General features: G+C 74.8%; 15 protein-coding genes. 5 read left to right on the forward strand and 10 right to left on the reverse strand.

The window, feature by feature from the left end; translation table 11 throughout:
* Positions 1-11 precede the first annotated feature (11 nt).
* Entirely contained in the window at positions 12-839 is an 828-nt protein-coding gene (locus tag QSK20_RS00310) for a TrmH family RNA methyltransferase (RefSeq protein ID WP_285787158.1), read from the reverse strand.
* Between the two features lie 156 nt (positions 840-995).
* Here QSK20_RS00310 and QSK20_RS00315 point away from each other — a divergent pair, with 156 nt between their 5' ends.
* From QSK20_RS00315 to QSK20_RS00330, 4 genes are all read left to right on the forward strand, one after another.
* Positions 996-2,207: an MFS transporter gene (locus tag QSK20_RS00315; RefSeq protein WP_285786528.1), complete on the forward strand. Its 1,212-nt coding sequence runs from the start codon at positions 996-998 to the stop codon at positions 2,205-2,207.
* Entirely contained in the window at positions 2,204-13,435 is an 11,232-nt protein-coding gene (locus QSK20_RS00320; RefSeq protein WP_285786529.1) for a non-ribosomal peptide synthetase/type I polyketide synthase, read from the forward strand. The genes QSK20_RS00315 and QSK20_RS00320 overlap by 4 nt, the downstream gene beginning before the upstream one ends.
* 88 nt (positions 13,436-13,523) lie before the next feature.
* The gene (locus tag QSK20_RS00325; protein ID WP_285786530.1) at positions 13,524-14,156 is read left to right on the forward strand and encodes an ArsR/SmtB family transcription factor; all 633 of its coding nucleotides are present in this window, start codon (positions 13,524-13,526) and stop codon (positions 14,154-14,156) included.
* Positions 14,149-14,958, forward strand: coding sequence for an SRPBCC family protein (locus tag QSK20_RS00330; RefSeq protein WP_285786531.1), 810 nt, complete (start codon positions 14,149-14,151; stop codon positions 14,956-14,958). Before QSK20_RS00325 ends, QSK20_RS00330 begins: the two co-directional genes overlap by 8 nt.
* Positions 14,959-15,017: 59 nt before the next feature.
* On the opposite strand, the gene QSK20_RS00335 is transcribed toward QSK20_RS00330, so the two are convergent.
* On the reverse strand, positions 15,018-16,229 hold the full coding sequence (locus QSK20_RS00335; protein WP_285786532.1) for an esterase/lipase family protein: 1,212 nt from the start codon (positions 16,227-16,229) through the stop codon (positions 15,018-15,020).
* A 410-nt stretch (positions 16,230-16,639) separates the two neighbouring features.
* Between QSK20_RS00335 and QSK20_RS00340 the strand changes: the two genes are divergently transcribed.
* A complete protein-coding gene (locus QSK20_RS00340; protein WP_285786533.1) occupies positions 16,640-17,845 on the forward strand; it encodes a glycosyltransferase in 1,206 nt (401 codons plus the stop codon).
* A gap of 412 nt (positions 17,846-18,257) precedes the next feature.
* Here QSK20_RS00340 and QSK20_RS00345 read toward each other — a convergent pair whose 3' ends face one another.
* The 8 genes from QSK20_RS00345 to QSK20_RS00380 are packed head-to-tail and all read right to left on the reverse strand — an operon-like array spanning position 18,258 to position 25,446.
* Positions 18,258-19,193, reverse strand: coding sequence for an NAD(P)-dependent oxidoreductase (locus QSK20_RS00345; RefSeq protein ID WP_285786534.1), 936 nt, complete (start codon positions 19,191-19,193; stop codon positions 18,258-18,260).
* Positions 19,190-20,044: a class II fructose-bisphosphate aldolase gene (locus tag QSK20_RS00350; protein WP_285786535.1), complete on the reverse strand. Its 855-nt coding sequence runs from the start codon at positions 20,042-20,044 to the stop codon at positions 19,190-19,192. The genes QSK20_RS00345 and QSK20_RS00350 overlap by 4 nt, the downstream gene beginning before the upstream one ends.
* A 5-nt stretch (positions 20,045-20,049) precedes the next feature.
* Positions 20,050-21,576, reverse strand: a complete 1,527-nt coding sequence (locus QSK20_RS00355) for a xylulokinase (RefSeq protein ID WP_285786536.1) — start codon at positions 21,574-21,576, stop codon at positions 20,050-20,052.
* The gene (locus QSK20_RS00360; RefSeq protein ID WP_088983124.1) at positions 21,573-22,460 is read right to left on the reverse strand and encodes a MurR/RpiR family transcriptional regulator; all 888 of its coding nucleotides are present in this window, start codon (positions 22,458-22,460) and stop codon (positions 21,573-21,575) included. Before QSK20_RS00360 ends, QSK20_RS00355 begins: the two co-directional genes overlap by 4 nt.
* Positions 22,457-23,263 (reverse strand): MBL fold metallo-hydrolase, encoded by an 807-nt coding sequence (locus QSK20_RS00365; protein WP_285786537.1) that lies wholly within the window; start codon positions 23,261-23,263, stop codon positions 22,457-22,459. Before QSK20_RS00365 ends, QSK20_RS00360 begins: the two co-directional genes overlap by 4 nt.
* Positions 23,260-24,198: a hypothetical protein gene (locus QSK20_RS00370; RefSeq protein WP_285786538.1), complete on the reverse strand. Its 939-nt coding sequence runs from the start codon at positions 24,196-24,198 to the stop codon at positions 23,260-23,262. Before QSK20_RS00370 ends, QSK20_RS00365 begins: the two co-directional genes overlap by 4 nt.
* The gene (deoC, locus tag QSK20_RS00375) at positions 24,195-24,878 is read right to left on the reverse strand and encodes a deoxyribose-phosphate aldolase (protein WP_285786539.1); all 684 of its coding nucleotides are present in this window, start codon (positions 24,876-24,878) and stop codon (positions 24,195-24,197) included. The genes QSK20_RS00370 and deoC overlap by 4 nt, the downstream gene beginning before the upstream one ends.
* The gene (locus tag QSK20_RS00380) at positions 24,865-25,446 is read right to left on the reverse strand and encodes a glucose-6-phosphate isomerase family protein (protein ID WP_285786540.1); all 582 of its coding nucleotides are present in this window, start codon (positions 25,444-25,446) and stop codon (positions 24,865-24,867) included. The genes deoC and QSK20_RS00380 overlap by 14 nt, the downstream gene beginning before the upstream one ends.
* Positions 25,447-25,596 lie beyond the last annotated feature (150 nt).

Here is a 25,596-nt window from a genome sequence, read left to right on the forward strand (position 1 = left end):
GCCCGACGTGCTCACAGTGGGTCGTCGCGGCCCAACTCCCAGCAGGCCACGGCGGTGGCGGCGGCGACGTTGAGCGAGTCGACGTTGCGGCGCATCGGGATCACCACCCGGACGTCGCTGGCGGCCTGCGCGGCCCGGCTCAGTCCGGGACCCTCCGCGCCGAGCAGCAGCGCGGCACGGGCGCGCTGCCCGGCGGTGAGCCGCTGGATCGGCACCGCGTCCGGGGCGGGGGTCATCGCCAGCACCGTGAAGCCGGCCGCGCGGACCTGCGCCAGGCCGTCCGGCCAGGGCTCCAGCTTGGCGTACGGCACGGCGAACACCTCGCCCATGCTGACCCGGACGCTGCGCCGGTAGAGCGGGTCCGCGCAGGACGGGGAGAGCAGCACCCCGTCCACCCCGAGCGCGGCCACCGCCCGGAAGATCGCCCCCAGGTTGGTGTGGTTGTTGACGTCCTCCAGAATCACCACCCGCCTGGCGGTGGCGAGCAGCTCGGCCGGGCTGGGCAGGGGCAGGCGGCGGAACGAGGCGAGCACCCCCCGGTGCACGTGGAAGCCGGTGGCCCGTTCCAGCACGTCCGGCGTGGCCGCGTAGACCGGGGCGTCGCCGGTGTCCAGGTCGGCGAGCTGGTCGACCCGCTTGGCGTCGACCAGGAAGGACCGGGGCGGGTAGCCGGCCCGCAGCGCCCGCCGCAGCACCAGCTCCCCCTCGGCGATGAAGAGTCCGTGTGGCGGCTCCCAGCGGGTACGCAGCTCGACGTCGGTCAACGCCCGGTAGTCGGCGATCCGGTCGTCGTCGGGGTCGGTGATCTGGTGGACGGGCACCGGAGGATTCTGCCCAATTCCCGTACCGGGCCGGTCACCGGGCGTACGTCCGACATCTGGGAATTGAAATGCATTGCCGTCGACGGCATGATTGCCAGTCACGCACCAGGGGGAAACGAGATCAGGTTGGGCGGACCAGCAGGGGTGGACCAGTCGTGGGGCGACCTTCGGCTCGTGGCCACCGCACACGCCGTGTCGACCTTCGGCAGCTTCCTGAACCTGGTGGCGCTGGGCCTGTTCGTCCTGCACCTGACCGGCTCCACGGTGCAGACCGGCGTCTTCATGGCCGTCCGGCTGGCCGCCGGGTTCCTCACCGGGCCGGTCGCCGGCCGGCTCGCCGCCCGCCACCGTCGCCCGTACCTGATGATCGGCGCCGACCTGCTCGCGGCCGGCATGCTCGTCCTGCTCGTCACGGTCCCCGCCGGGGCCCGGACCCCCGTGCTGTACGGGCTCGCGGTCGCGCTCGGCGCCGGTCAGACGCTCTGGGGCGTGGCGATGCGCACGCACCTGCCCACCATGGTCGGCGCGGACCGGTTGACCCGGGCCAACGGCCTGGTGGTCACGCTGCGCTCGGTGGGGATGCTGCTCGGGTTCGCCTCGGCGGGCGTGCTGGTGGGGTGGCTCGGCTACCACGTGGCCTTCCTGGTCGACGCCGCCACGTACCTGCTCTCCGCCCTGCTCCTGCTCCCGGTGGCCCGGCGGGCCAGGGCCGCCGACCGCCCGGCCGCCGCCGGGCGACCCGCAGCCGCCGCCGGGCGGGCGCTCGGCCGGTTCGGCCTGCTGCGGGCCGTCGCCCCGGTGGTGTCGGCGATGATCGCGGTACGCGCCGTCGACGCGCTCGGCTCCGCGTCGCACAACATCGGGCTGCCGGTGTACGCGACCCTGGTCCGCCCCGACTCCCCCGCCACGTTCGCCGCCACCTTCACCACCGCCTGGGCGGCCGGCAGCCTGCTCGCCGGCCGCTGGGCCGCCCGGCGGGCCCGCCGCGCCGACCGGGGCCCCACGGAGCTGCCCTTCGGCGTGGCCACCTGCCTGATGTCGGTCTGTTTCGTGCTCGCCTTCACCGGCCTGCCGGTCTGGCTGCTGGTCCCGGTGACCCTGGCGGCCGGCGCGGCCGACGGCTACGCCGAGATCAGCTACACCACCCGCCTCCAGGCGGTCGACGCCGACCTGCGGCCCCGCCTGTTCGGCTTCGCCAGCGCGGCGCAGAACGCCGGCTTCGGGGTCGGCATGATCGTCTGCGCCGCGCTGCTGGACCGGTTCCCGCCGCTGCCGGTCGTCGGGGCCGCCCACGGGCTGGCCCTGGCCGTCGCGCTCGTCTTCCTCGTGGCCCATGTCCGCCTCCGGACCGCAGCACGCCGTCAACCTGCCGAGGTAGCCCCGTGACCGTTCCCCACCCGTCCGGCCGTCGGCCCGCCGTCAGCCACGGTGCCGAACTGCCCGACGACCCGAAGCACCCCCGGACCCTGGGCGAGGCGCTGACCCGTGCGGCGGAACGGTTCCCCGAGGCCGGCCTCCACCTGGTCGCCGCCGACGGCGGCACCGACTTCCTGGCCCACCCCGACCTGCTCGACCGGGCCCGCGCGGTCCGCGACGGCCTGCGGGCCCGGAACGTGGACCCCGGCGGGTACGCGATCCTGCGGGTCGGCGCGTCCGTCGAGTACTGGCCGGCGTTCTTCGGTTGCGTGCTGGCCGGGGTGGTGCCGCTGACCACCGCCGCCGGGCCCGGCCACACCGGGGACTCCCCGGCGCTCGACGCGCTCCGGCACGCCTGGCGAACACTCGGGGAACCGGTCGTCGTCGCCGGGGCGGCCGACGCGGCCGGACTACGCCACCTCCCGCTCGGCGGGCGGGTGGTCACCGTGGCCGAACTGGCCGACGGGCACCGGCCCGCGCCGGACACCGACCACCACGCCGCGCCGGAGGAGGTGGCGGTGCTGCAACTCTCCTCCGGCAGCACCGGCACCCCCAAGATCATCCCGCTGACCCACCTCGGTCTGTCCCAGTACGCCCTCGGCGCGCGGGAGATGCTCGACATCCGTCCCGGCGACGTGCTGCTCAACTGGCTCCCGGTGGACCACGTCGCCGGGCTGCTCCTCTACCACCTCGGCGGCGTGTTCCTCGGCGCGACCAGCGTCCACGTCGACACCGAACAGGTACTGGCCGACCCGCTGCGCTGGCTGGACCTGATGCGCCGGCACCGGGTCACCCACAGCTGGGCGCCGAACTTCGGGCTCCGGCTGGTGGCCGACGCGGTGGCCCGCGACCCGGGCCGCCGGTGGGAGCTACGGCACGTACGGCGGATGGTCAGCGGCGGCGAGCAGTGCCGGCCGGAGACCTTCGACGCCTTCGTGGCGGCGACCGGCGTGCCCGTCGCCGCGATGACCCCGGCGTGGGGAATGTCCGAGACCAGCACCGCGATCACCTTCGCGTCGCTCGGCGAGCCGGGCTGCCGGCAGCGGGTCCGCGCCGCCAGCCTCGACGGGGACCTGGAGTGGGCCACCGCCGACGACGGTCCCGCCGACTGCGTCGTGTTCCTCTCCGTCGGCGCGCCCGCCCCCGGCGCCGCCCTGCGGATCGTCGACTCCGACGACGAGGTGCTGCCCGAGGGACGGATCGGACGGCTCCAGGTCCGCTCGCCCCGGCTCACCCCCGGCTACCTCGCCGACCCGGAGGCGACCCGCGCGGCCCTGCGACCCGGCGGCTGGTGGGACACCGGCGACCTGGCGTACATGGTGGACGGCCGGATCACCGTCACCGGCCGGGAGAAGGACCTGATCATCATCAACGGGCACAACCTGCCCTGCCACGAGGTCGAACAGGTCGCCGGGGAGGTGTCCGGCGTCGCCGCCGGACTGGTCGCCGCCTGCGGCGTGCCCGACCCCCGTACCGGAACCGAGTCGCTGGTCCTGTTCCACGTGCCCGACGCCGACGCGGGCCGGCCGGCGTCGGAGGTGGCCCGGGACGTCACCGCCGCGGTGGCCCGGCGCTGGGGCATCGCGCCGGCCCGGGTCGTCGCGGTGCCCGAAGTGGAGTTCCCCCGCACCACCGGTGGGAAGATCCAACGGGCCGCGCTGCGCCGCCGCCTCACCGCCGGCGACTTCGACACCGACCGCCGCCCGGTGCCGACCGCCGACGCGCCGCCCTTCCCCGTCCCGGCCGCCCGCCGGCCCGTCATCCCACCCGCGTCGGCTCCGCATCCGGCGGTCGTCCCGGCCGGTTCCCGGTCGGACGGGCACGCGGCTGCCCCGCCCACCCGGGCGACGGTGCGCCGGGCGGTCCTGGACGCGCTCGGTGACCTGCTCGGCGGCCCGGTCGACACCGACCGGCCGTTCTGGGAGCTCGGCATCGGCTCGGTGGAGATCGTCCGGCTCCGGGCCCGGCTGGAACAGGCCCTCGGCCGGTCGGTCCCGCCCCCGGCGTTCTTCGCGCACCCGACCGTCGACGCGCTCGTCCGGCACCTCACCGACACCGCCCCCGCCGACGCCACCGGCCCTGCCCCGGTCGGCCCGGACCACCGGATCGCCGTCATCGGCATGGCGGGCCGCTTCCCCGGTGCCGCCGACGTCGACGAGTTCTGGTCGAACCTTCTCGCCGGGGTGGAGAGCGTCCGCTTCTTCACCCCCGAGGAGCTGGCCGCCGCGCGCGTGCCGGACGCGGACGCCCCCGGATTCGTCGCGGCCAGCGGCGTCCTCGACGACGTCACCGGCTTCGACGCGGGCTTCTTCGGCATCAGTGCCCGGGAGGCCGAACTGCTCGACCCGCAGCACCGGCTCTTCCTGGAGACCTGCCAGCACGCGCTGGAGGACGCCGGGTACGCCGGCGCCGGCGACCGGGCCCGGGTCGGGCTCTTCGCCGGTGGCGGGATGAACCTCTACACCCACCACACCTACCTGCGGAACAACCTCGACGCGGCCACCCGCGTCGACGACCCGGCCACGTTGGTCGGCACGGCGCTGGGCAACCAGCCGGACTTCCTGGCCACCCGGGTGGCGTACCGGCTGGGGCTGACCGGGCCGGCGATCACCGTGCAGACCGCGTGTTCCACCTCCCTGGTCGCGGTGCACCTGGCCGCCCGCTCACTGCTCACCGGGGACGCCGACCTGGCGGTGGCCGGCGCCGTCGCCGTGCACGTCCCCCAGGTCACCGGCTACCGGCACACCCCCGGCTCGATCCTCTCCGCGCAGGGCCGGTGCCGGCCCTTCGACGCCGCCGCCGACGGCACGGTCGGCGGCAACGGGGTCGCGGCGGTGGTGCTCAAGCCGTACGCCCGCGCCGTCGCCGACGGCGACCCGGTGTACGCGGTGATCCTCGGTTCGGCGGTGAACAACGACGGCGCGGGCAAGGTCGGCTTCACCGCGCCGAGCGTCACCGGGCAGGTCGAGGTGATCCGGCAGGCGCTGCGGGACGCCGCCGTGCCCGCCTCCTCGATCGGGTACGTCGAGGCGCACGGCACCGGCACCGCCCTCGGTGACCCGGTGGAACACCACGCCCTCGCCGAGGCGTACGCATCGGCCCGGCCGTTCCTCGGCTCGGTGAAGGCGAACATCGGCCACCTGGACAGCTGCGCCGGCATGGCCGGGCTGGTCAAGGCGGTGCTGGCGGTCCGGACCGGCCGGATCCCCCCGCAGATCAACTTCACCCGGCCGGCGGTCGACCTGGCCCCCTTCACCGTCAGCACCACCGGCGTCGGGTGGTCCGGGTCCGGCACCCCACGCCGGGCGGCAGTGAGCGCCCTCGGCGTCGGCGGCACCAACGCCCACGTCATCGTCGAGCAGCCACCCGAGCCGGTCGTCGCCCCGTCGGCCGCCGGTGTCGCCGCCGTCGCTCCGACCGGTGCCGCCCTGCCGGGCACCGCCCGCCCGGAGGTCACCGCACCCGGCCTGCTGCCGCTCTCGGCGGCCGACCCGGCCGCGCTCACCGCGCTCGCCACCCGCCACCGGGACCACCTCCGCGCCCACCCCGACCTGGCGCTGGCGGACCTGGTGACCACCACGGGACGGGGCCGCCGGCACCTGCGGCACCGCCTCGTCGCGCGGGGCGGCTCCCCCGCCGCCCTCGCCTCGGCACTGGACCGGTACGTCGCCGGCACCGCCGCCCCGGACACCCTGGTCACCGGCACGGCCGCCGCCGGGCCGATCGTGCTGGCCTTCCCCGGACAGGGCGACCTCCGTCCGGTGCTGCTGCCGCTCGCGGACCGCTTTCCGGTGGTACGGGACGTTTTGGCCGAGGCCGCGTCGGCGTACCGGGACGCGGTCGGTGGTGACCTCCTCGCCCGGCTGCGGGACGCTCCCGACCCCGCCGGGCCCACCACCGACCTGGTCCAGCCGGTGCTGGTCGTCGTCGGCCTGGCCCTCGCCGAACTGTGGCGCTCCTGGGGGGTCACCCCCGACTACGTGCTCGGTCACAGCGTCGGCGAGTACACCGCCCTGGCCGTGGCCGGCGCGCTCCCGTTCGCCGACGCGGTGCGCCTCGCCGCCTGGCGTGGCCGGCTCATGCACGACGAGCTGGGGCCGGGCGCGATGCTGGCGGTGCTCGCCGCACGGACGGTCGTCGACGACCTGGTCGCGGGCACCCCGGTGGAGGTTGCCGTGGTGAACGGACCCGACCGGCACGTCCTGGCCGGGTCGCCCGACGAGGTCTCCGCCGTCGCCGCCCGGGCCGCCCGGCTCGGACTGTCGACCCGGCGGTTGCCGGTCGGCCGGGCCTTCCACACCTCGGCCGTCGAGCCGCTGCGCGACCGGCTGCGGGAACTGGCCGGGCGGGTGGACCTGCGGCCGGTCCGGGTGCCGGTGGTCAGCACCGTCGACGGTCGGGTCCGCGAACCGGGCTGGCGCCCCGACGCCGAGCACCTGTACCGGCAGGCACGCGGGACCGTCGAGTTCCACGCCGCCGTCCGGACGGCCGTCGACCGGGACTGCCGGACGTTCGTCGAGGCGGGGCCGGAGGCCGCGCTCACCCGACTGGCCCGGGCGGCCCGGTCGACGGCGACCTGGATCCCGTCCCAGCGACGCGGCCTCGACCCGGTCGACGGGGTGTGGCAGGCGGTGGCGGAGCTGTACTGCGCGGGCGCTCCGGTCGACTGGGTGGCGGTCACCGAGGGCTGCGCCGGACGCCGGGTGTCGTTGCCCGGGTACCCGTTCCAGCGCCGCCGGTACTGGATCGACGCCCACCCGGCTCCGGACTCGGCTCCGGCTCGGGACTCGGTTTCGGGCTCGGCTCCGGCTCCGGCTCCGGCTTCGGCTCCGGCTTCGGTTTCGGCTTCGGCTTCGGCTTCGGCTTCGGCTGATGGTGCTGCCCCGCCGGTGCGGGCAGCTCCACAGGGCCCCGCACCCGACCCCACCGCACCGGCAAAGGCCACCCCCGACGCCCTGCCCGACCCGGCGAACGGCGCCACTGCGGCCGACGGGGCGCACCGGGCTCCCGGAGCCGGCGACCTGGCGGCGAGCAGTGGGACGGTCGACGGTGCCGTGCTGGACCGGGTCCGCGCGTCGACCGCCGGCAAGCTGGGGCTGGAGGTCGCGGCGGTCGGCCCCGACGAAACCTTCTTCTCCCTCGGGGCGGACTCCCTGCTGCTGATCAGCATGTCCCGGGAGATCGACCAGGCCTACGGGGTCCGGGTGCCGATCCGGGAACTCTTCGAGGACGTCGACACGCCGCGTCGACTCGCCGAGCGGATCATCGCCGGCTCCGGCCGACCCCTGCCCGGAGCTGCCCCGGCGACGGCCCCGCCGCCGGCTGCGCCGCGACATGCGGCAAGTCGGGCTGTCGGAGGGCCCGGGACACCCCCGGATGCCGCATCTCGAGTGGATCAAGGCGGTGACGGGCGGCCGGGACGGGCGACGGGAGGGGGTCCGGTCGGGGAGGTGACGCCGGGAAGCGACCTGAGCGCGATCGTCCACCGCCAGCTCGACCTGATGCAGCAGCAACTCGCCCTGCTCGGCGCGGCGGGGGCGACCACCCCGACGGCGGTGACCGCCGAGCGCCCGGTTCGGACGACCCCGACCCGGGTGGTGCCGGCAGACCCGGTCGACCCGGGCACCTCGACCCAGGCGGTCGGGGCGGAGGAGGCCGGGGAGACCGTCGACGTCAGCCTGTACTTCTTCGGCGACTACCCCGACCAACGCGCCGACGACCGGTACGGCCTGATCCTCGACGCCGCGCAGTACGCCGACACCCACGGGTTCCACGCCGTCTGGTTCCCGGAACGCCACTTCCACTCCTTCGGCGGCATCTTCCCGAACCCGTCGGTGCTCGCCGCCGCGCTCGCCGTACGGACCGAGCGGATCCGGCTGAACGCCGGCTCGGTGGTGCTGCCCCTGCACCACCCGGTCCGGGTTGCCGAGGAGTGGTCCATGGTGGACAACCTCTCCGGCGGCCGGGTCGGGCTCGGCTGTGCCCCCGGCTGGCACGCCAACGACTTCGTCTTCCAGCCGGAGAACTTCGGCCGGCACAAGCAGGTGATGTACGAACACCTGGAGACGGTGCGCCGGCTCTGGCGGGGCGACGCGGTCCCCGCCACGTCCGGCAGTGGTGACCCGGTCGACGTCCGGCTCTTCCCCCGTCCGGTGCAGGACGTCCCGCCGTTCTTCACCGCGATCGTCGGCAACCCGGACAGCTACCGGGAGGCCGCCCGGCGCGACGTCGGGGTGGTGACGAACCTGATGACCCAGGACGTCGCCCAGCTCGCCGAGAACATCGCCCTGTACCGGCGGACCCGCGCCGAGCACGGCCTCGACCCGGCCGCCGGTCGGGTGGTGGTGCTGCTGCACACGTACCTCGGCGACGACCTCGACCGGGTGCGCGAGGCGGCGTTCGACCCGTTCTGCGCCTACCTGCGGTCGTCGTTCAGCCTGCTCGGGCAGGTGGTGAACAGCCTCGGGATGAGCATCGACCTGGCCGACACCCCGGACGAGGACGTCCGGTTCGTGCTGTCCCGGGCGTACCGGCGGTACTGCGAGCAGCGGGCGCTGATCGGCACCCCGGAGAGCTCCCGTCCGGTGCTGGACGCGGTGCTCGACGCGGGCGCCGACGAGATCGCCTGTTTCGTGGACTTCGGCCTGCCCGCTCCCGACGTCCGCGCCGGACTGCCCTTCATCGACGTGCTGCGGCGGGCCACCCCGCGCCGTCCGGCCGCGCCGCAGCCGGTACGGGAGGAGATCGCGCCGCTCACGCCCGGACAGCGCCGGCTGTGGCTGGTCGAGCAGCTCCACCCCGGCACGCCCGCGTACACCGAGGCGGTGGCGGTGCGCCTGCGCGGACCGCTGGACGTGGCGGCGCTGCGCGGCGCGCTCGGTGACGTGGTGGCCCGGCACGCCCCACTGCGCACCACCTACCGGGAGGTGGACGGCGAGCCGTGCCAGGTCGTCCGGCCGGTGGTGCCGGTGGAGCTGCCGGTACGGGACCTGACCGGACGGGCCGAGGAGCCGGCCGTCGCGGAGGCGATGGCCGGGGAGAGCCGACGGGTCTTCGACCTGGCCGAGGGCCCGGTGTTCGCCTTCACGCTGCTGCGGCTCTCCGCCGATTATCACGTGCTGGTGCTGGCGTTCCACCACCTGTCCACCGACGGTGGCTCGTACACCGTCCTCACCCGGGAGGTCTCGGTCGTCTACCGGGCCCGGGTGTCCGGCAGCACCCCGGAGCTGGCCGCCCTGCCGGTCGACTATCCGGAGCTGGCCCGGGCCGCCGCCGGACGACGTGCCGCCGTCGACGACGGGGACCTGGGGTACTGGCTGGCCCGCTTCGACCCGCCGCCGCCCACCCTCGTCCTCCCCTCCGACCTGCCCCGTCCGGCCCTGCCCTCGCCTGCCGGCCGGAGCGTCTTCACCGAGGTCCCGCCCGAGCTGACCGCCCGGATCCGGCGGTTCAGCGGGGTCGAACGGGTCACCCCGTTCACCACGCTCCTCAGCGCCTTCGGCGTGATGCTGTTCCGGTTCAGCGGGCAACCGGACCTGGTGGTCGGCACCGGGTTCGACGGCCGGGACGAGCGCACCGCCGACCTGGTCGGCTTCTTCGTCGACACCCTGCCGTTGCGTCTGGACCTCACCGGCGACCCGACCTTCCGGGAGATCCTCACCCGCGTCCGGGCCGCTGCCGCCGACGCCTACGAGCACGCCGCCGTGCCGTTCGACGCCCTGGTCCGCGCGCTCGCCCCGCACCGGGAGGCCGGCCGGCACCCGCTCTTCGACGTCGTCGTCGAGTACGAGACCGGCGGGGCGTTCGCCTTCGACCTGCCCGGCGTGACCGCCGAACCGCTGCCGGTGGGACTGGACAAGGCCCCGGTCGACCTCATGGTCTACCTGTCGCACACCGACACCGTCCGCTGCCACGTCGAGTACCGCACCGAGGTGTTCGACCCGGTGACCGTACGCCGGCTGCTCGACCACTGGGTCCGGCTGCTCGACGGGCTGACCCGGGAGCCCGACGTTCCCCTGTCCCGGTTGTCCGGGACCGTCGAGTCGCACGCCGGGCGGGACACCGCACCCACCGCCGAACGACTGCACGACCCGGTCCTCCGGCAGGCCGGTCGACTGCACGACCTGGTCCTCCGGCAGGCCGGTCGGACGCCGGACGCTCCGGCGGTGGTCGACGGCGCGGCCCGCTGGACGTACCGGGACCTGCGGGTGTGGGCCGAGGCGCTGGCCCGCCGGATCGCCGGCACGGGGGTGGGGGCGGACGACCTGGTCGCGGTGCTGTTGCCCCGCCGGCCGGAACTGGTCGCGGCGCAGCTCGGGGTGCTGCTCGCCGGGGCGGCCTTCCTGCCGCTCGACCCCGATCTGCCGCCCGCCCGGCTGGCCGCCGTCCTCGCCGACAGCGGCGCCCGGCTGGTGGTCACCTCCACGGCGTTCGACCACCCGGTGGCCCCGCCCCGACTGCTGGTCGAGGAGATCGCCGTCGAGGCCGACGCCGGGTACACACCCGCCGACGGGGAACCGCCCCGTCCGCCGGCCGCCGACCCGACCGGGTCCGGGCCGGAGCACCTGGCCTGGTGCGTCTACACCTCCGGCTCGACCGGCCGCCCCAAGGGGGTGCTGGTCCCGCACCGCCCGGCCGTCCACGCCGTCACCTGGCACGCGGAGTCGCTCGGGCTGACCGGCGCGGACGTCGTCGCCCACGGGCTCGGCCTCGGCTTCGACGCGAACCTCGCCGAGATCTGGCCGGCGCTCACCGCCGGAGCGACCGTCCGGCTCGTACCGGACGGGGTCCGCGCCGACCCGGCGGCCCTGTGCGCCTGGTGGGCCCGGCACGGGGTCACCGTGGCGTTCCTGCCGGCGCCCCTCGCGGAGCTGGTCTTCGCGTCACCCGTGCCGCCTCCCGCCACGCTGCGGACCCTGGTGGTCGGGGGCAGCCAGCTGCGCCGCCGACCGCCGGCCGGGTTCCCCGCCACCGTCGTCAACGCGTACGGCCCGACCGAGGCGGCCATCGTCACCACCGCCGGGCCGGTGGCTCCGGACGGCACCGGCCCGATCGACATCGGCGTCCCCGTCGCCGCCCACCGCCTGTACGTGCTCGACCCGCACGGCCGACCCGTCCCGCCCGGGGCGGCCGGCGAGCTGCACGTGGGCGGCGACGGGCTGGCCCGGGGCTACCTCGGTCGGCCGGCGGAGACCGCCGCCGCCTTCCCGCCCGACCCGTACTCGACGGTGAAGGGTGCCCGGATGTACCGGACCGGGGACCGGGTACGGGTGCGTGGTGACGGGACCCTGGAGTTCCTCGGCCGCCTCGACGACCAGGTCAAGATCGCCGGTCACCGGGTCGAGCCGGGCGAGGCCGCCGCGGTGCTCGTCGGGCTGCCCGGCGTCCGGCAGGCCGCCGTCGTCGCCCGGTACGACCGGGGTGACGAGCCGTATCTGGCCGCGTACGTGGTGCCCGCCGACGACGGTGCGCCGCCGGCCGCCCGGGAGGCCCGGTTGACCGCCGCCCTGGCCGACCGGCTCCCGCCGTACCTGGTGCCCCGGGCGTGGGTGCTGCTGGACGCGCTGCCCCTCGGGGAGACCGGCAAGGTCGACCCGGCCCGGCTGCCCGCCCCGGTGGTGGCGGCCGGCGACCAGGTGCCGCAGGCGGGGGTGGAACGGCTCGTCCACGACGCCTGGTGCGCCGAGCTGGGCGTGGACCGGTTACCCCTGGACGCGTCGTTCTTCGCCGCCGGTGGGCACTCGCTGGCCGCCGTCCGGCTCGCCAACCGGCTGTCCGGGCTGCTCGGCACCGACGTCGGCGTGCACCGCGTCCTCCAGGCCCCCGGTATCCGGGCGATGGCCGCCGCCCTCACCGCCCCGGTGCCGGTCGGGGAGGACGAGGTCGTCGACGCGGCCGCCACCACCGGCGACGGCATCGAGGAGAGCGCGCCGGCGACGTACCAGCAGGAGACGATGTGGCACGGGCAGCGACGGGCCCCGAACCCGGCCGCCGTGCACATGCCGGTCCGGGTCGCCCTCACCGGCGACCTCGACGTGCCGGCGCTGCGGGCGGCGCTGGACGCCCTGGTCGCCCGGCACGACGCGCTGCGGACCCGCCTGGTCGAGCGGGACGGCACGCTGACCCAGGAGGTGCTGCCCCACCGGCCGCTGGTCGTGCCGGTGACGGACGTGTCCGGGTCGGAGGTGGACGCCTGGTGCGTGTCGACCGGCCGGGAGCCGTTCCCGGACGACGGACCGTGGCTGCGGGCCCGGCTGGCGCGGCTGGCCGACGACCGGCACGTGCTCATGCTCGTCGTCCACCACCTCAACGGCGACGGTTGGTCCATCCAGCAGTTGCTGCGTGAGCTGGCGGAGGCGTACCCGGCGCTGCGGTCCGGCCGGTCCCTCCCCGGCGAGCGCGGTGGTCTCCGGTACACCGGGTACGCCCGCCGGCAACGGGACGCCGGCACACCGGAGCCGGTCCGGCGGTACTGGCGGGAGCAGTTGGCGGGCGCGCCGAGGAGCGTGGCGCTGCCGACCGACCGGCCCCGGCCGGCGAAGCTGAGCGGAGACGGCGACGAGTACGCCTTCGACCTCCCCGCCGCCCTCGCCGACCGGGTACGCGGGGGCGTCGGCCCGTCCGGCAGTGTCCTGCCCGTCCTGGCCAGTGGCTGGGCGCTGCTGATCGGCCGGCTCACCGGGACGGCCGACGTGGTGCTCGCCGCCCCGTACGCGCACCGGGACACCGCCGACGTCGAACCGGTCGTCGGTCTGTTCACCAGCGTCGTCCCGCTGCGGGTGCCGCTGGCCGGGGCGGGCTCCTTCGCCGACCTGGTGGCCGGCACCGACCGGGTGTTCCTGGACGCGCTGCGCCACCAGCCGGCCCCGGTGGGGGCGGTCTACGCCACCGTCGACCCGACGTGGCGGCCCGGGGAGCCGCCACCGGTCGGCACCGCCCTGTTCGGCTGGAATCCGGGGATCCCGTCGCTGTCCCTGCCCGACCTCGACACGGAGGTGGTGGACCTGGGCCTGGCCTGCGCCCGCCGCGACCTGGGGGTGGTGTTCTCGCCCGCCGGGCCGGTGCTGCGCGGGGTGGTGGAGTACTCCACCGACCTGTACGACCGCTCCACGGTGGCCCGGTGGTGCGCCGAGTACGTCGACCTGCTCACCGCCGCACTCGCCGACCCGGCCGGCTACCGGCTGCCCGCTGCCGGCTGACCGGGGCCGCGTCTGTCGCACCGACTCGGACGCGTCCCCACCTGCGGCTTCCCTTGACAATATTTCCTGTCAAGGGCATAGTGGGGGCATGTCCATCGAAGCTGTAGACGTCATCGCGGCTCCGGCCGCGGCGATCGTGGCGCTCGATCCGGTCCGGTCCCGCATGCTCGCCGAGCTGCGCCAGCCCCGCTCGGCGGCCGAGCTGGCCCGGACGCTCGACCTGCCGCGCCAGCGGGTGCACTACCACGTGCGGCAGCTCGAGGCGCAGGGCCTGGTGACCGGCGCGGGCGAGCGGCGCTGGGGCGGGCTCACCGAACGGCTGCTCGTCGCCACCGCCGAGGCGTACCTCGTGTCGCCCGAGGTGCTCGGCACCGCCGCCGCCCGCCCGTCGCCGGGCGAACGCCCGGACCGCCTCTCCGCCGCCTACCTCGTCGCGGTCGCCGGTCGGGTCGTGCAGGAGGTCGGTGCGCTGCTGCGCCGGTCCCGGGAGACCGGGCGACCGGCCGAGACGTTCACCCTCGACGCCGAGATCACCTTCCGCAGCCCGGCGGCGCGCGCCGACTTCGCCCGGGACCTGGCCGAGGCCGTCACCGAGGTGATCGCCCGACACCACGTCGAGGGTCCGGGCGGACGACGCCACCGCCTGGTCGTCGGTGCCTACCCGATGCCGCCCCACACGCCGGCCGACGACGGCCAAGACAGAGAGCAGAGCCATGACTGACATCCGCGCATCCATCGACGACGAGGACGGTCGCTACCGCGCGGTCGCCGAGGTCGACGTTCCCGGAACCCCCGAGCAGGTGTGGGAACTGATCGCCACGGGGCCCGGACTGGAGACCTGGTTCGTCCCCGCCGAGGTCGACCCCGGGCCGGGCGGCCGGATCGTCACGCACCACGGGTCCTACGGCGACTCGGAGGGGACGATCACCGCCTGGGACCCGCCGCGTCGCCTCGTCTTCGACGAGCCCGAGGAGATGGGGCCGGACCGGGGCACCCGGACGTGGAACACCGAGATCCTGGTCGAGGCGCGTTCCGGGGACACCTGCGTCGTCCGGCTGACCAGCGGTTTCCTCGTCGGCGGCGACGAGTGGCGCGACGACGTCGACCAGACCCTCGACGGCTGGACCGCCGCCCTGCGCACCATGCGGCTCTACCTCACCCACTTCGCCGGGCTGCCGGTGACCACGCTGCTCGTGCAGCACGAGGTGCCCGGACCGGGCGAGGTCCCGGACGTGGTGGACGCGGCCGGCCTGCGCACCGGGAAGGTCGGCGACGAGGTCGCCACCGCCGCGCCGGCCCCGTCGCTGTCCGGCGTGGTCGAGCAGATCGACGACACGTCGGTCACCGTCCGCACGCAGGAACCGCCCGGCATCGCCGAGGTCGCCAGCATGCGGTACGGCGGGACGTCGTCGGTCATGGTCCGGTGGTACCTCTACGGCGATCAGGGGCCCGCCGTCCGGGACCGGGAACGGCAGGCGTGGTCGGCCTGGGCCGAGCGCCTCACCGGCACCACCACCGGATAGGTCCCGGGTGCCGGCGCGGCCATGGAGAGGTCGCGCCGGCACCGGTACGGCGGAGCGGGTCAGTCGGGCAGGCGGTCGAGGATCCAGGTGCAGAGTTCCTCGGTGACCGCGGTGTGCGGGGTGGTGGTGGAGGAGCAGAGGAACTCGTCGAGTTCGCTCTCGTTCGGGTCGAGCGCGTTGACCTTGGCGTACAGGTCGTCCTGGTCGTCGAGGTCCCGGATCGCGACCGCGCTGACGGTGGGCACGAAGCACACGGTGGGTTTACGCAGGTCGACCAGGCCGCCGTTCTCCCGCAGCGCCTCGGCGATGATCCGGTAGGAGTCCAGGGTGCCGCCCGGCGCGCCGTCGATCTCCGGGAAACCGCTCGTCGTGACGACCTCGCGGGCGGGCGGAAGGGTCCGGACCAGTTCGGCCACCGTGACGTCGTCCCCGGTCGCCTGGATGCGGAAGGTGGTGCCGGGGAAGAGCAGTCCGTCGACGGTCAACGCGATCTCACCCGGTTCCACCGGGATCGGCATGCCCTCGCCGGAGCCGTTCGCGACACCGATCTTCCGTGGACCCACCGGCCATTCGCCGACGGCCCGCAACTGTTCCAGGAATTCGTCCCGGTCGGGGTGACGGCGGATCGTGCCGTCCTCGCTGTCGTAGTGCCGCCACATCATCTCCTTGGCGGCAGGACTGTTCATCTGGACGGCGAAATCGTTCTCGGGTCCGGGGATGAAATGGGCGAACGCCTGGATGCCGACAGGAATGTGACCGCCCCGGTGCGGGGTGTCGTAGGAGAAGTAGAGAGCGGTCCGGTGCGGGATGTTCTCGTGTTCCATCCGGGCGAGCGCATAGCGGGTGATGAGGCCGCCCATGCTGAATCCGCCGACGGTCAGCGGATCGGTCCCGATCTGGTTCTCGACGGTCCGCCGGATCACCTCGATCGCCGCCTGCGCGTTGATGGTGATCGGGGCGGTGCGTTCGTCGAAACCGAGCAGGATCACGGTCCGGCCCAGTCGCCGGAGCGTGGTGATCAGCGGGAAGGTGCCGTCCAGCCCCTGGTAGAGCCAGTCCAGGTCACTGCGGCCGAGGTTGAATCCGTCGGCCATGACCACCGGTCGCCGGATGCCGGGCGGCCCGTCCCCGTAGTAGACCCGCGCGAAACCCCGGGGAATCCCCTCGGCCCACTCCTCGTCCGCCGCCGGCACCTCGACCGGCACGGCCGGCGCACCGGCCACCCGGGCCGCCAGGGACGTCCTGCCCACCGCCTGCTCCTGTTCGGACACGCGCTCTCCCCTCTCGTACCCGCGCGCCGACTGCCGGACGGAAACGTCCGCGCGGCGGTTGCGGGACCGGTGACCTCCACCATTACCGGGGACGATAGACCAGAATTGCCGCCCGCAATATTCCCCCGAAAGCGTGAAAGACACGACCTGGAACTTCCACGGCACGGTCACGATTTCCGCTCACCTCGGAAACGGTAAACCGGTTCGAATTCCCGGGATTCCGACCCGACCGGGAAAGGACACCGACGGGAGCCGCCGCGCGACCGACGGCGTGGTGGGCAGACCACGACGGGGAGCGAATCATCCCCATTGGAACGTATAGCAGAAGGGGGGTCTTGCCGCAAGACCACCCGGTGGGCCCAGAATTGCCTTCCGCCGCACCGTGCGGCGGCGGATACGGGAGGAAAGAGATGCGGGTTCTGCTCTCCACCATCGGGTCCCGGGGCGAGGCCCAGCCGATGGTGGCCCTGGCGTCACGGCTGACCGCCTCGGGGCAGCAGGTGGTGATGTGCGGGCCGCCCGACTTCCACGGGTGGGCGCAACGGTGGGGCGTCCGATACGTGCCGGTGGGCCCGCGATTGCGCACGACGGCCAGCCGGAGCACGAACGTGCTGGGCACCGCCGAGCAGCGTCGGCTCCTCGTCGAGGGGACCATTGCCGACCAGTTCGCGGCGGTCGACGCGGCAGCCGAGGGCTGTGACGTCGTGGTGGCGGGTGGGGCGCTGGCGATCGCCGCGCACTCGGTGGCCGAACGGCGCGGCATCGGCTACGTCTACACCGCGTTCGCCCCGGTCACGCTCCCCTCGCCCGGTCACGCGCCGCCGCCGCACCCGGGGCGGAGCCCCGGGCCGGAGGGCACTGTCGACAACGACGCCCGCTGGGCGCAGGACGCGCAGGGGTGGAACCTGCTGTGGGGGCCGCCGCTCAACGCCCGCCGGGCGGCCCTCGGCCTCCCGCCCGTCACGGACGTACGGGACCACCTCCTCACCGCGACGCCGTGGCTGGCCGCTGATCCGACGCTCGCGCCGTGGCCCGGTTCCGCGACGTCGGGCGTGGTGCAGACCGGCGCGTGGATCCTGCCGGACGACCGGCCGCTCCCCGACGAGGTGCGGGCGTTCCTCGACGCCGGTGACCCACCGGTCTACGTCGGGTTCGGCAGTGTCCGCGCCCCGGACGGCGTCGTCGCGGCGGTGGTCGGCGCCGCCCGCGCGCTCGGGCGGCGGGTGGTCGTCGGGCGTGGTTGGGCGGAGCTGGCACCGGTGGACGACGCACCTGACTGCCTGCCGGTCGGCGAGGTCAACCAGCAGGCGCTGTTCGCCCGGGTCGCTGTGGTCGTCCACCACGGCGGGGCGGGCACCACCACCACTGCCGCCCGGGCCGGTGTGCCGCAGGTGATCGTCCCGCAGGTGTACGACCAGTTCTACTTCGCCGGGCGGGTCGAGCGGCTCGGTGTCGGCGTCGCGCACCCGCCCGGTGGTCCCACCGTCGCGTCGGTCACCGCCGCCCTTGACCGGGCCCTGCGTTCCCCGGTGGCGGAGGCGGCCCGGACCACGGCCCGGGCCATCCGCACGGACGGCGCGGCCACGGCAGCCCGCCGGCTGGTCCAGGCGACGTGACCTTCCCGCCCCGCCCCACCGCCCCGGCGAGCGGACGGCCGGCCAGGTGCCGTCTCGCGGAACTGCCCACACCGACGGCGCAGCACCTCACTCCGGGTGACCGCCGGGCCGGAAGACCCACACCCCACGACGCCCTTTGCTCTGCACCCCTGTACGCGCCGAATACCCTCGGTGAGCATCGTCCCCACACGCGGGAACACGCCGCCACACCACAGGCGCTGCTCAGTGCCGGTGTCGCTTATTCGGGTGCAGAGCAAAGGGCGTTCGGGGGGAGGGCATCACCCGACGCGAATTCACCCACCGTGACAGTCCCCATTGCCTCGACCACACCGCACGCTGCGTGACCAGACACGGTTGCCCCCAACACTGCCGCAGCGCCCACGAACGATCTACGCGATCCGGGCGACAGAGCCTAGCCGCCCCGGATCCCGAGTGCGGCGAGGGCGTCGAGCAGGTTCTCCACGGCCGCGTCCGAGGCCCGGCCGACGCTCTCGACCGTCGCGGCGCCCAGGTGCGGTGTCGGCACCACCCGGGGGTGGGCGAGCAGGGCCGACGGCTCCGGTGGCTCCCGGTCGAAGGCGTCGACCGAGTAGAGCGCGATGCGCCCGGACTCCAACTGCGCCAGCAGGGCCACCTCGTCGACGAGGGTCGACCGGGCGGTGTTGAGCAGGACCACGTCGTCGCGGAGCAGGGCCAGTTCGGCGGCGGTGAGCAGCGGCCCGTCCGGTGACGGCGGGACGTGCAGCGACACGACCTCGCTGCCGCGGAGCAGCTCCGCCAGCGGCAGCAGCGGCACGTCGCCGCCGTCGGTGACGTACGGGTCGTGCGCCACGACCCGCATGCCGAGCCCCTGGGCCAGCTGCGCGAGCCGCCGCCCGATCGCCCCGAACCCGACCACGCCGAGGGTACGGCCGGCGGCCTCCCGCCCGGTGCTGCGCCGCCACTGTCCGGCGCGGAGCGCGGCGCTGGCCTCGGGCAGTCCGCGCAGACCCATGAGGGCGAGCGCGAGGGCGAGTTCGGCGACGCCCTGCGCGTTGGCCCCCCGGGCGGTGAGCACCCGCACGCCGGCCGCGTCCGCCGCGCCGGCGTCGATGGCGTCCCGGCCGGCGCCGTTGCGACTGATCACCTTCAGCGCGTCGGCGTGGGCCAGGACGTCCGCGCCGATCGGCTCGACCCCGGCGATCCAGCCGACGACGCCCGGCACGGTGGCGGCGAGGTCCGCGCCGGTCGGCTGGCGGCCCGGGGTGGGGGTGACGACGGTGAAGCCGGCCGCCCGCAGCCGCCGCACGGCGGGCGAGTCCGGGTGCGACATCGAGCGGGGGGTGACCAGGATCCGGGGCTCGGTCACGACCGCACCTCCGGTGTGCCCGGTCCGAGCAGCGTGATCAGGCGCTCGACCTCCTTCGCCATGGCGTCCCGGGCCGGGGCGACGTACTTGCGCGCGTCGAGCAGCTTCGGGTCGGCGGCGAGCCGGTCACGCACCACGCCGGTGAACACCTTGTTGAGGTGGGTGGCGATGTTGACCTTCGTCATGCCCCGGGTCACCACGGTCCGCAGGGTCTCGTCGTCCACGCCGGAGGAGCCGTGCAGCACCAGGGGCACCGGCACCCGTTCGGCGATCGCGGCGACCAGGTCCAGGTCGACCACCGCGTCGCGGGAGGCCATCGCGTGCGAGGTGCCGACCGCGACGGCGAGCGCGTCGACGCCGGTCTCCTCGCAGAACCGGCGCGCCTCGGCGGGGTCGGTCCGCACGCCCGGGGCGTGCACGCCGTCCTTGCCGCCGACCTCGCCGAGTTCCGCCTCGACGGCGACGTCGTGCGCATGGCAGTGCGCCACGACCTGGCGCGTCACCGCCCGGTTCTCGTCGTCGGGCAGTCGGGAGCCGTCGTACATGACCGAGGTGAACCCGAGGTCCACCGCCTCGCGGACCAGGTCGACGTCCTCCGCGTGGTCGAGGTGCAGCGCGACGGGGACCGTCGCCGCCTCGGCCAGCGCGCGGGCGGCGAGCGCGAGGGGACGCAGGCCGCCGTGGTAGCGGACCGCGTTCTCGCTGATCTGCAACACCAGTGGCGCGCGGGCGGCCTCGGCCCCGCTGACCAGGGCCTCGGCGTGTTCCAGCAGGGTCGCGTTGAAGGCCCCGACGCCGTGTCGCGCGCTGCGGGCGGCGGCGAGGATGGGACGTGGGTCGGCGAGGGGCATGGTGACTACTCCTGGTTCGGTGTTCGGTCGTCGTGGTCGGCCGCGGTGACGGCGGCGTGCGCCCGGGTCGCCGCGCGGGCGGCGTCGAACCGGGCGCGGGGTGCGGCGTAGGCGGCGGCGAGGTCCGGGCGCGGGTCGACGCGCAGCGCCGCGCGCCGCGCCGACCGCAGGGGCGCGGTGTCCGTCCAGGTGCCGGTGCCGAGCAGGGCGAGCGCGGCGGCGCCGAGCGCGGCCCCGTGCTGCGCGTCGTCCGGACGGCTGACCGGGCGGCCGAGCAGGTCGGCGAGCACCTGGAGCATCAGCGCCCCACGGGCGCCACCGCCGGTGGCGCTGATCTCCCGGTCGGCCGGCGCCACGGCGAGCATCGTGCGCGCGGCGTCGGCCAGGCTGAAACCGATGCCCTCGACCAGGGCGCGGGCCAGGTGGCCGTGCGTGTGTCCGAGGTCCAGCCCCAGGTAGGCGCCGCGCACGGCCGGGCCGCCCTCGGCGACGGTGCCCCCGGCGAGCGTGGGCACGCAGGTCAGCCCGTCCGCGCCGACCGGCACGGCGGCGGCCTCGTCGAACAGGCTGTCCAGGTCGTCCTCCCGGCCGAGCAGGGCGGCCAGCCAGGTCAGGCTGCTGCCGCCGCCGAACGTCGACAGGGCCGAGACGTACAGGCCGGGCAGGACGTGGTCGAAGACGTACGGCCGACCCACCGGGTCGAGCACCGGCTCGGCACCGGCCACGGTGACCCAGTTCGACGAGCCGAGCGAGAGGTACGCCTCGCCGGGGCGGTCCAGGCCCGCGCCGAGCGCCATGCACGAGTTGTCGACCCCGCCGGCCACCACGGGCACCCCGGCGGGCAGGCCGGTGGCGGTCGCGGCGTCCGGGGTGAGCCGGCCGACCACCCCGGTCGACGGCACGACCGGCGGCCACCAGTCGGCGGGCAGCCCGAGGGCGGCCAGCACGTCGGGCAGCATCCGACGGGTGGTGAGGTCGTACGCGCCGCTGCCCGAGGCGTAGCTGGGGTCGGTGCGCTGGACCCCGGTGAGCCGGGCGTTGACCCAGTCCTTGCTGCCGAGGATGCGCGTGGTCCGGGCGGCGACGTCGGGGTGCGCGGCACGCAGCCAGGCGGCCTTGAAGACGGTGTACATGCCGCGCGGGAAGCCGTTGCCGGTGCGGGCGTACCACCCGGTCTCGTCGGCGTCGGCGAAGTAGGCCGCCGCCGCGTCCTCGCCCCGGGTGTCCGACCAGATCGGCACCGTGTCCAGCAGCGGTGTGCCGTCCGCGTCGACCGGCACCATGGCCAGGCTGTGGCCGGAGAGCCCGACCGCGACGACCCGGTGCCGGCCGGCGTCGGCGGCCAGCAGTTCCCGGGACGAGCGGACGACCGCCGCCCACCAGTCCGCCGGGCGCTGCTCGTGCCGTCCCGGTGCCGGGTAGGTGGTGGGGTAGGCGGCGAAGGTGGTGGCGACGACCCGGGCGGCCGGGTCGACGAGCGCGGCCTTGCACCCTCCGGTGCCGAGGTCGACGGCGAGCACGACGTCGCTCATGCCAGCTCCCTCCGCTCCGGCACGCCCTGGTACGGCAGTCCGGACCGCATCTGCGCCAGCAGGGTCTTCATGTCGCGGACGTCCCCGAGCGCCGACTCCCCCCGGCGGAGCAGGGTCATCGTGGCGATGGTGTCGACGACCACGAGCTGGGCGAGCCGCGAGATCGTCGGGGTGTAGACGTCGGTGTTGTCGAGGGACTCCACGATCAGGGCGATGTCGCTCAGCTCCGCCAGCGGGGACAGCCCGCCGGTGATGCCGACGACGGTCGCCCCCCGGTCCCGGGCGACCCGCACGGTGTCCAGGATCGAGGCGGTGCGCCCGGTGTTCGAGATGGCCACCAGGACCGTCGACGGGGTGCTGGTGGAGGCGGCGAGGAACTGCTGGTGCGTGTCGATCGGCGCCGAGCACGGCACCCCCAGCAGGGGGAACTTCTGCTCCGCGTCCATCGCCACGATGCCCGACGCGCCGAGCCCGATGAAGACGACCCGGCTGGCGGCGACGATGGCCGCCACCGCCCGGTCGAGGGCGGTCAGGTCGAGGTGGCGTCGTACGTGGTCGAGCGAGGTGATCGAGAAGTCGAAGACCTTGCTGACCGTGGTGGCCGTGTCGTCCTGGGCCTCGATCACCGACTGGGTGGCCGGGATGCCGAGCGCGACGCTCTGCGCCAACTGGATGCGGAAGTCGTGGAACCCGTCGCAGCCGATGGCGTTCGCGAACCGGACGATGGTCGGCTGGCTGACCCCGACCGTCTCGGCGAGTTCGGCAAGCGTCATCCGGACCGTCCCGTGCGGGTCGGCGAGCACCGCGTCGGCCACCTTGCGCTCGGAGCGGCGCAGCGTCTCCAGACCCTTGTTGATGCGCTCCAGCACGGTGCCGGCGTTCATCGGGCGACCGCCAGGGCGAGGGTGCCGTCGTGGCGGGGAACGCGGACCCGCACGCCGCGCCGGGCGGCGGCGTCGAGGTCGAAAGTGGCCGGATCGACGGTGTTGAAGGCAAACATGCCCCAATGATGTGGCACCAGGGTGTCGATTCCGGCGCGCGCGCAGAGGTCGACGGCCTCGGCGAAGTCGAAGTTTCCGGGCACCCCGTGGGCGAGCCGGTGCGCGTCCCGCCCGTTGACCGGCAGCAGCGCCACGTCGATGCCCAGGTCGGCGAGCCGTTCGGCCTGACCGTCCCAGGGGGCGCAGTCGCCGGAGTGGTAGACCCGGACCCCGTGGGCCTCGACGACGTAGCCGAGGAAGTGGTCGTCGCCGTTGCCGTCCCGGACGCGTTCCTCGTGGGCGGCCGGCACCGCCGTGACCGTGAAGGGGCCGTAGTCGATCCGGTCGCCGTCGGCGAGGGCGTCGATCCGCGACAGGGTGGCGCGGGAGCGGCGCTGCGCCTCGTCGAGCACCGCGCGGGGGCAGGCCAACCGGAGGTCCGGCTGGGCGGCCATCAGCGGGGTGAGGGTGTCCGGATCCATGTGGTCGGTGTGCGCGTGCGAGCAGAGCACCGCACGCAGCGGCGGCAGGTCCGTCGGGGCGACCGGGGCGGGGAGCATCCGGACGTGCGGGAACGTCGTGCCGGCGTACTTTCGGGCCAGCGAGTCCGACAGGTACGGGTCGACGAGCAGGTGCGCGTCACCGTCGGAGCCGGTGGCGGTGAGCCAGAACCCGGCCTGTCCGAGCCAACGCGCCCGTAGCGTCATCGGAGCTCCTGCGCCGCGTCGTAGAGCCGCTCGAAGTCCGCTCCCTCGGTGGGGATGTCGAGGTCGAAGACGGCGTCGATCGCCCGGGTCCAGCCGTGCACGAAGTAGCGCCAGCCGTCGGAGACGGTGAGCGCGTCGGCCTCGGCCCGGTTCCGGGCCTGGCGCAGGAAGCCGAGTTCGCCCCGGTAGTTGAACTCCCAGGCGTACCCGCCGTGCGGGAAGGCGGCCGCGTCGCTGAGCGGGGAGCCGGGCCGGTCCTTGCCCATGCCGGTGGCGTTGACCACCAGCGCGCCCGGGGCGAGGTCGGCGAGCAGGTCGTCGTGCACGTCGCCGGGGGCGAGGCGGTGGGTCCGCCAGGTGATCGCCGGGTTCCCGGTGGCGACGTCGGCGGTGATGGCGGCGAGCCGCTGGTCGGCGATGTCGGTGACGGTCACCCGGGCGGGGGCGTCGTCGCCGGCCCGGTGGGCGAAGTAGTCGCAGAGGGCGAGGGCGGCTCCGCCGGCCCCCATGACCAGCACGTCCCGGCCGGCCATGCCCGGCACGATGGACCGCAGGGCCATCTGGCTGGTGATGGTGTCCAGGGCCAGACCGTCGATCCAGCCGTCCCGGGCCACCAGCGCGCTGGTCTCGGCGAGCCGGGCGGCGTCATCGTTGACCTGCCGGAACAGGTCGCGGCTGGCCGCGTAGAGGTCGAGCTTGTGGGTGGTCACCAGCGCGCCGCGGGAGTGTTCGTCGTCACGCAGGTGCGCGACGACCCGCCGGTAGACCTCGGGCTCCGCGCCGACCGGCACGTCGATGCCGACGAGGTCGACCCCGTCCAGGCCGAGGAGGGGACGCCAGGCCGCGAAGACCCGGTGGATCGCCGACGACGTGGTGCTGACGCCGATGAAGTACATCGTCGGCCGGGTGGCCGGCCGCAGGTCGTCGGGGGTCACGGGGTCGCCTCCGCAACCAGTTGGACGGCGTACGCGGTGTTGATGCCGAACCGGGTCGCCCCGGCGTCGAGCAGGGCGTGGAGCTGGGCCAGCGATCGGATGCCGCCGGACGCCTTGATCTCGCGGTTCGGGCCGGCGATCTCCCGGATCACGCGGACGTGCTCGGGCGTGGTGGGCACGCCCTGCCAGCCGGTGCCGGTCTTGAGCGAGGCGGCACCGGCGTCGACCGCCACCCGGGCCGCGTCGCGCAGCTGGGCCTCGTCGAGCAGGCCGACCTCGAGGATGACCTTGACGGGCACCCGGTTGTCGACGGCCGCCAGCACGGCGGCGACGTCGCGGGTGGCCGCGGCGAGTTCGCCGGAGCGGACCAGTCCGACGTTCATCACCACGTCCATCTCCTGGACGCCCGCGTCGAGCAGCCAGCGGGCCTCGGTCACCTTGACCGGGGTGGCCGAGCCGCCGGAGGGGAAACCGACCGGGGATCCGGCGTTGGTGTGCGACCCGTCGAGCAGCGGGCGCAGCACCGGCACCCAGGACGGCAGGACGTGGGCGGCGACGAAGTCACCGGCGAGCGCGTGGCGGGCCAGCGCCTCCACGTCCGCCCGGCCGTGCTGGGCCTGTACGGCACTGATGTCGATCATGCGGGCCAGCGCGTGGCCGGTGGGCTCAACGGGGGACATAGGAGCCGTTCTCCTCCAGACGCCAGCCGTCGCCGTCGGCGACGACCCGGTGCCGCATGCCGCCGGAGCGGGCGATGATGTCGTAGTCCTGGCCGGCGTCGGCCGGGTAGCAGAAGAGGGTGACCAGGTCGGTGTCGCCCAGGTTGACGCTGCGGTGGATGTGCGCCGGCGGCACGTACGCGACGACGCCCGGACGCATCTCGGTCACCACGGTCTGCCCGTCGAGGGTCTCCATCAGCATCAGTCCGTGGCCGGACAGGCAGTGGTAGATCTCGGTGCGGTCCTGCTGGGCGTGGATGTGCCCCCGGGTCATGTGGAACTCCGTGCCGACCCGGCCGGGCGACAGGGTGGAGATCCCGGTGATCAGGTCGCCCGCGTCACCCGAGGGACGAAACTCGTCGACGTGGTAGATCACCCGGTCGGCCTCGGTCGCCAGGCGCGCGTCGAACGCCGCGGTGTCGGTGAACAACCCGGTGAGGTCGGCCAGCTTCTTCTCGTAGCGACCGGTGCGTCCGGTCATCCCCTCGGGCGTGACGACCAGGGCCGGTCCCTGCTGCGGTGTGGTCACCGTGTTCCTCCTGCTCCGTCGGCACGGACCCCGGTACGGTCCCCACCTGCCGGCTCACTTTGTAGCAAAGTTACAACCCCATGTCACCCCACCGCATCGCCTCGTCGCACCGTTTGTAGTGGAACAGCCCCAGATTTCCCCGGTTACTGG

Source organism: Micromonospora sp. NBRC 101691, from assembly GCF_030269285.1.
Classification (GTDB): Bacteria; Actinomycetota; Actinomycetes; order Mycobacteriales; family Micromonosporaceae; genus Micromonospora; species Micromonospora echinospora.

What these genes read in the sequence shown, in the direction of transcription:
- QSK20_RS00325 (WP_285786530.1), top strand. Translation starts at nt 13,524, where the DNA reads ATGTCCATCGAAGCTGTAGACGTCATCGCGGCTCCGGCCGCGGCGATC.
- QSK20_RS00330 (WP_285786531.1), top strand. Translation starts at nt 14,149, where the DNA reads ATGACTGACATCCGCGCATCCATCGACGACGAGGACGGTCGCTACCGC.
- QSK20_RS00340 (WP_285786533.1), top strand. Translation starts at nt 16,640, where the DNA reads ATGCGGGTTCTGCTCTCCACCATCGGGTCCCGGGGCGAGGCCCAGCCG.
- QSK20_RS00350 (WP_285786535.1), bottom strand. Translation starts at nt 20,044, where the DNA reads ATGCCCCTCGCCGACCCACGTCCCATCCTCGCCGCCGCCCGCAGCGCG.
- QSK20_RS00355 (WP_285786536.1), bottom strand. Translation starts at nt 21,576, where the DNA reads ATGAGCGACGTCGTGCTCGCCGTCGACCTCGGCACCGGAGGGTGCAAG.
- QSK20_RS00360 (WP_088983124.1), bottom strand. Translation starts at nt 22,460, where the DNA reads ATGAACGCCGGCACCGTGCTGGAGCGCATCAACAAGGGTCTGGAGACG.
- QSK20_RS00365 (WP_285786537.1), bottom strand. Translation starts at nt 23,263, where the DNA reads ATGACGCTACGGGCGCGTTGGCTCGGACAGGCCGGGTTCTGGCTCACC.
- deoC (WP_285786539.1), bottom strand. Translation starts at nt 24,878, where the DNA reads ATGTCCCCCGTTGAGCCCACCGGCCACGCGCTGGCCCGCATGATCGAC.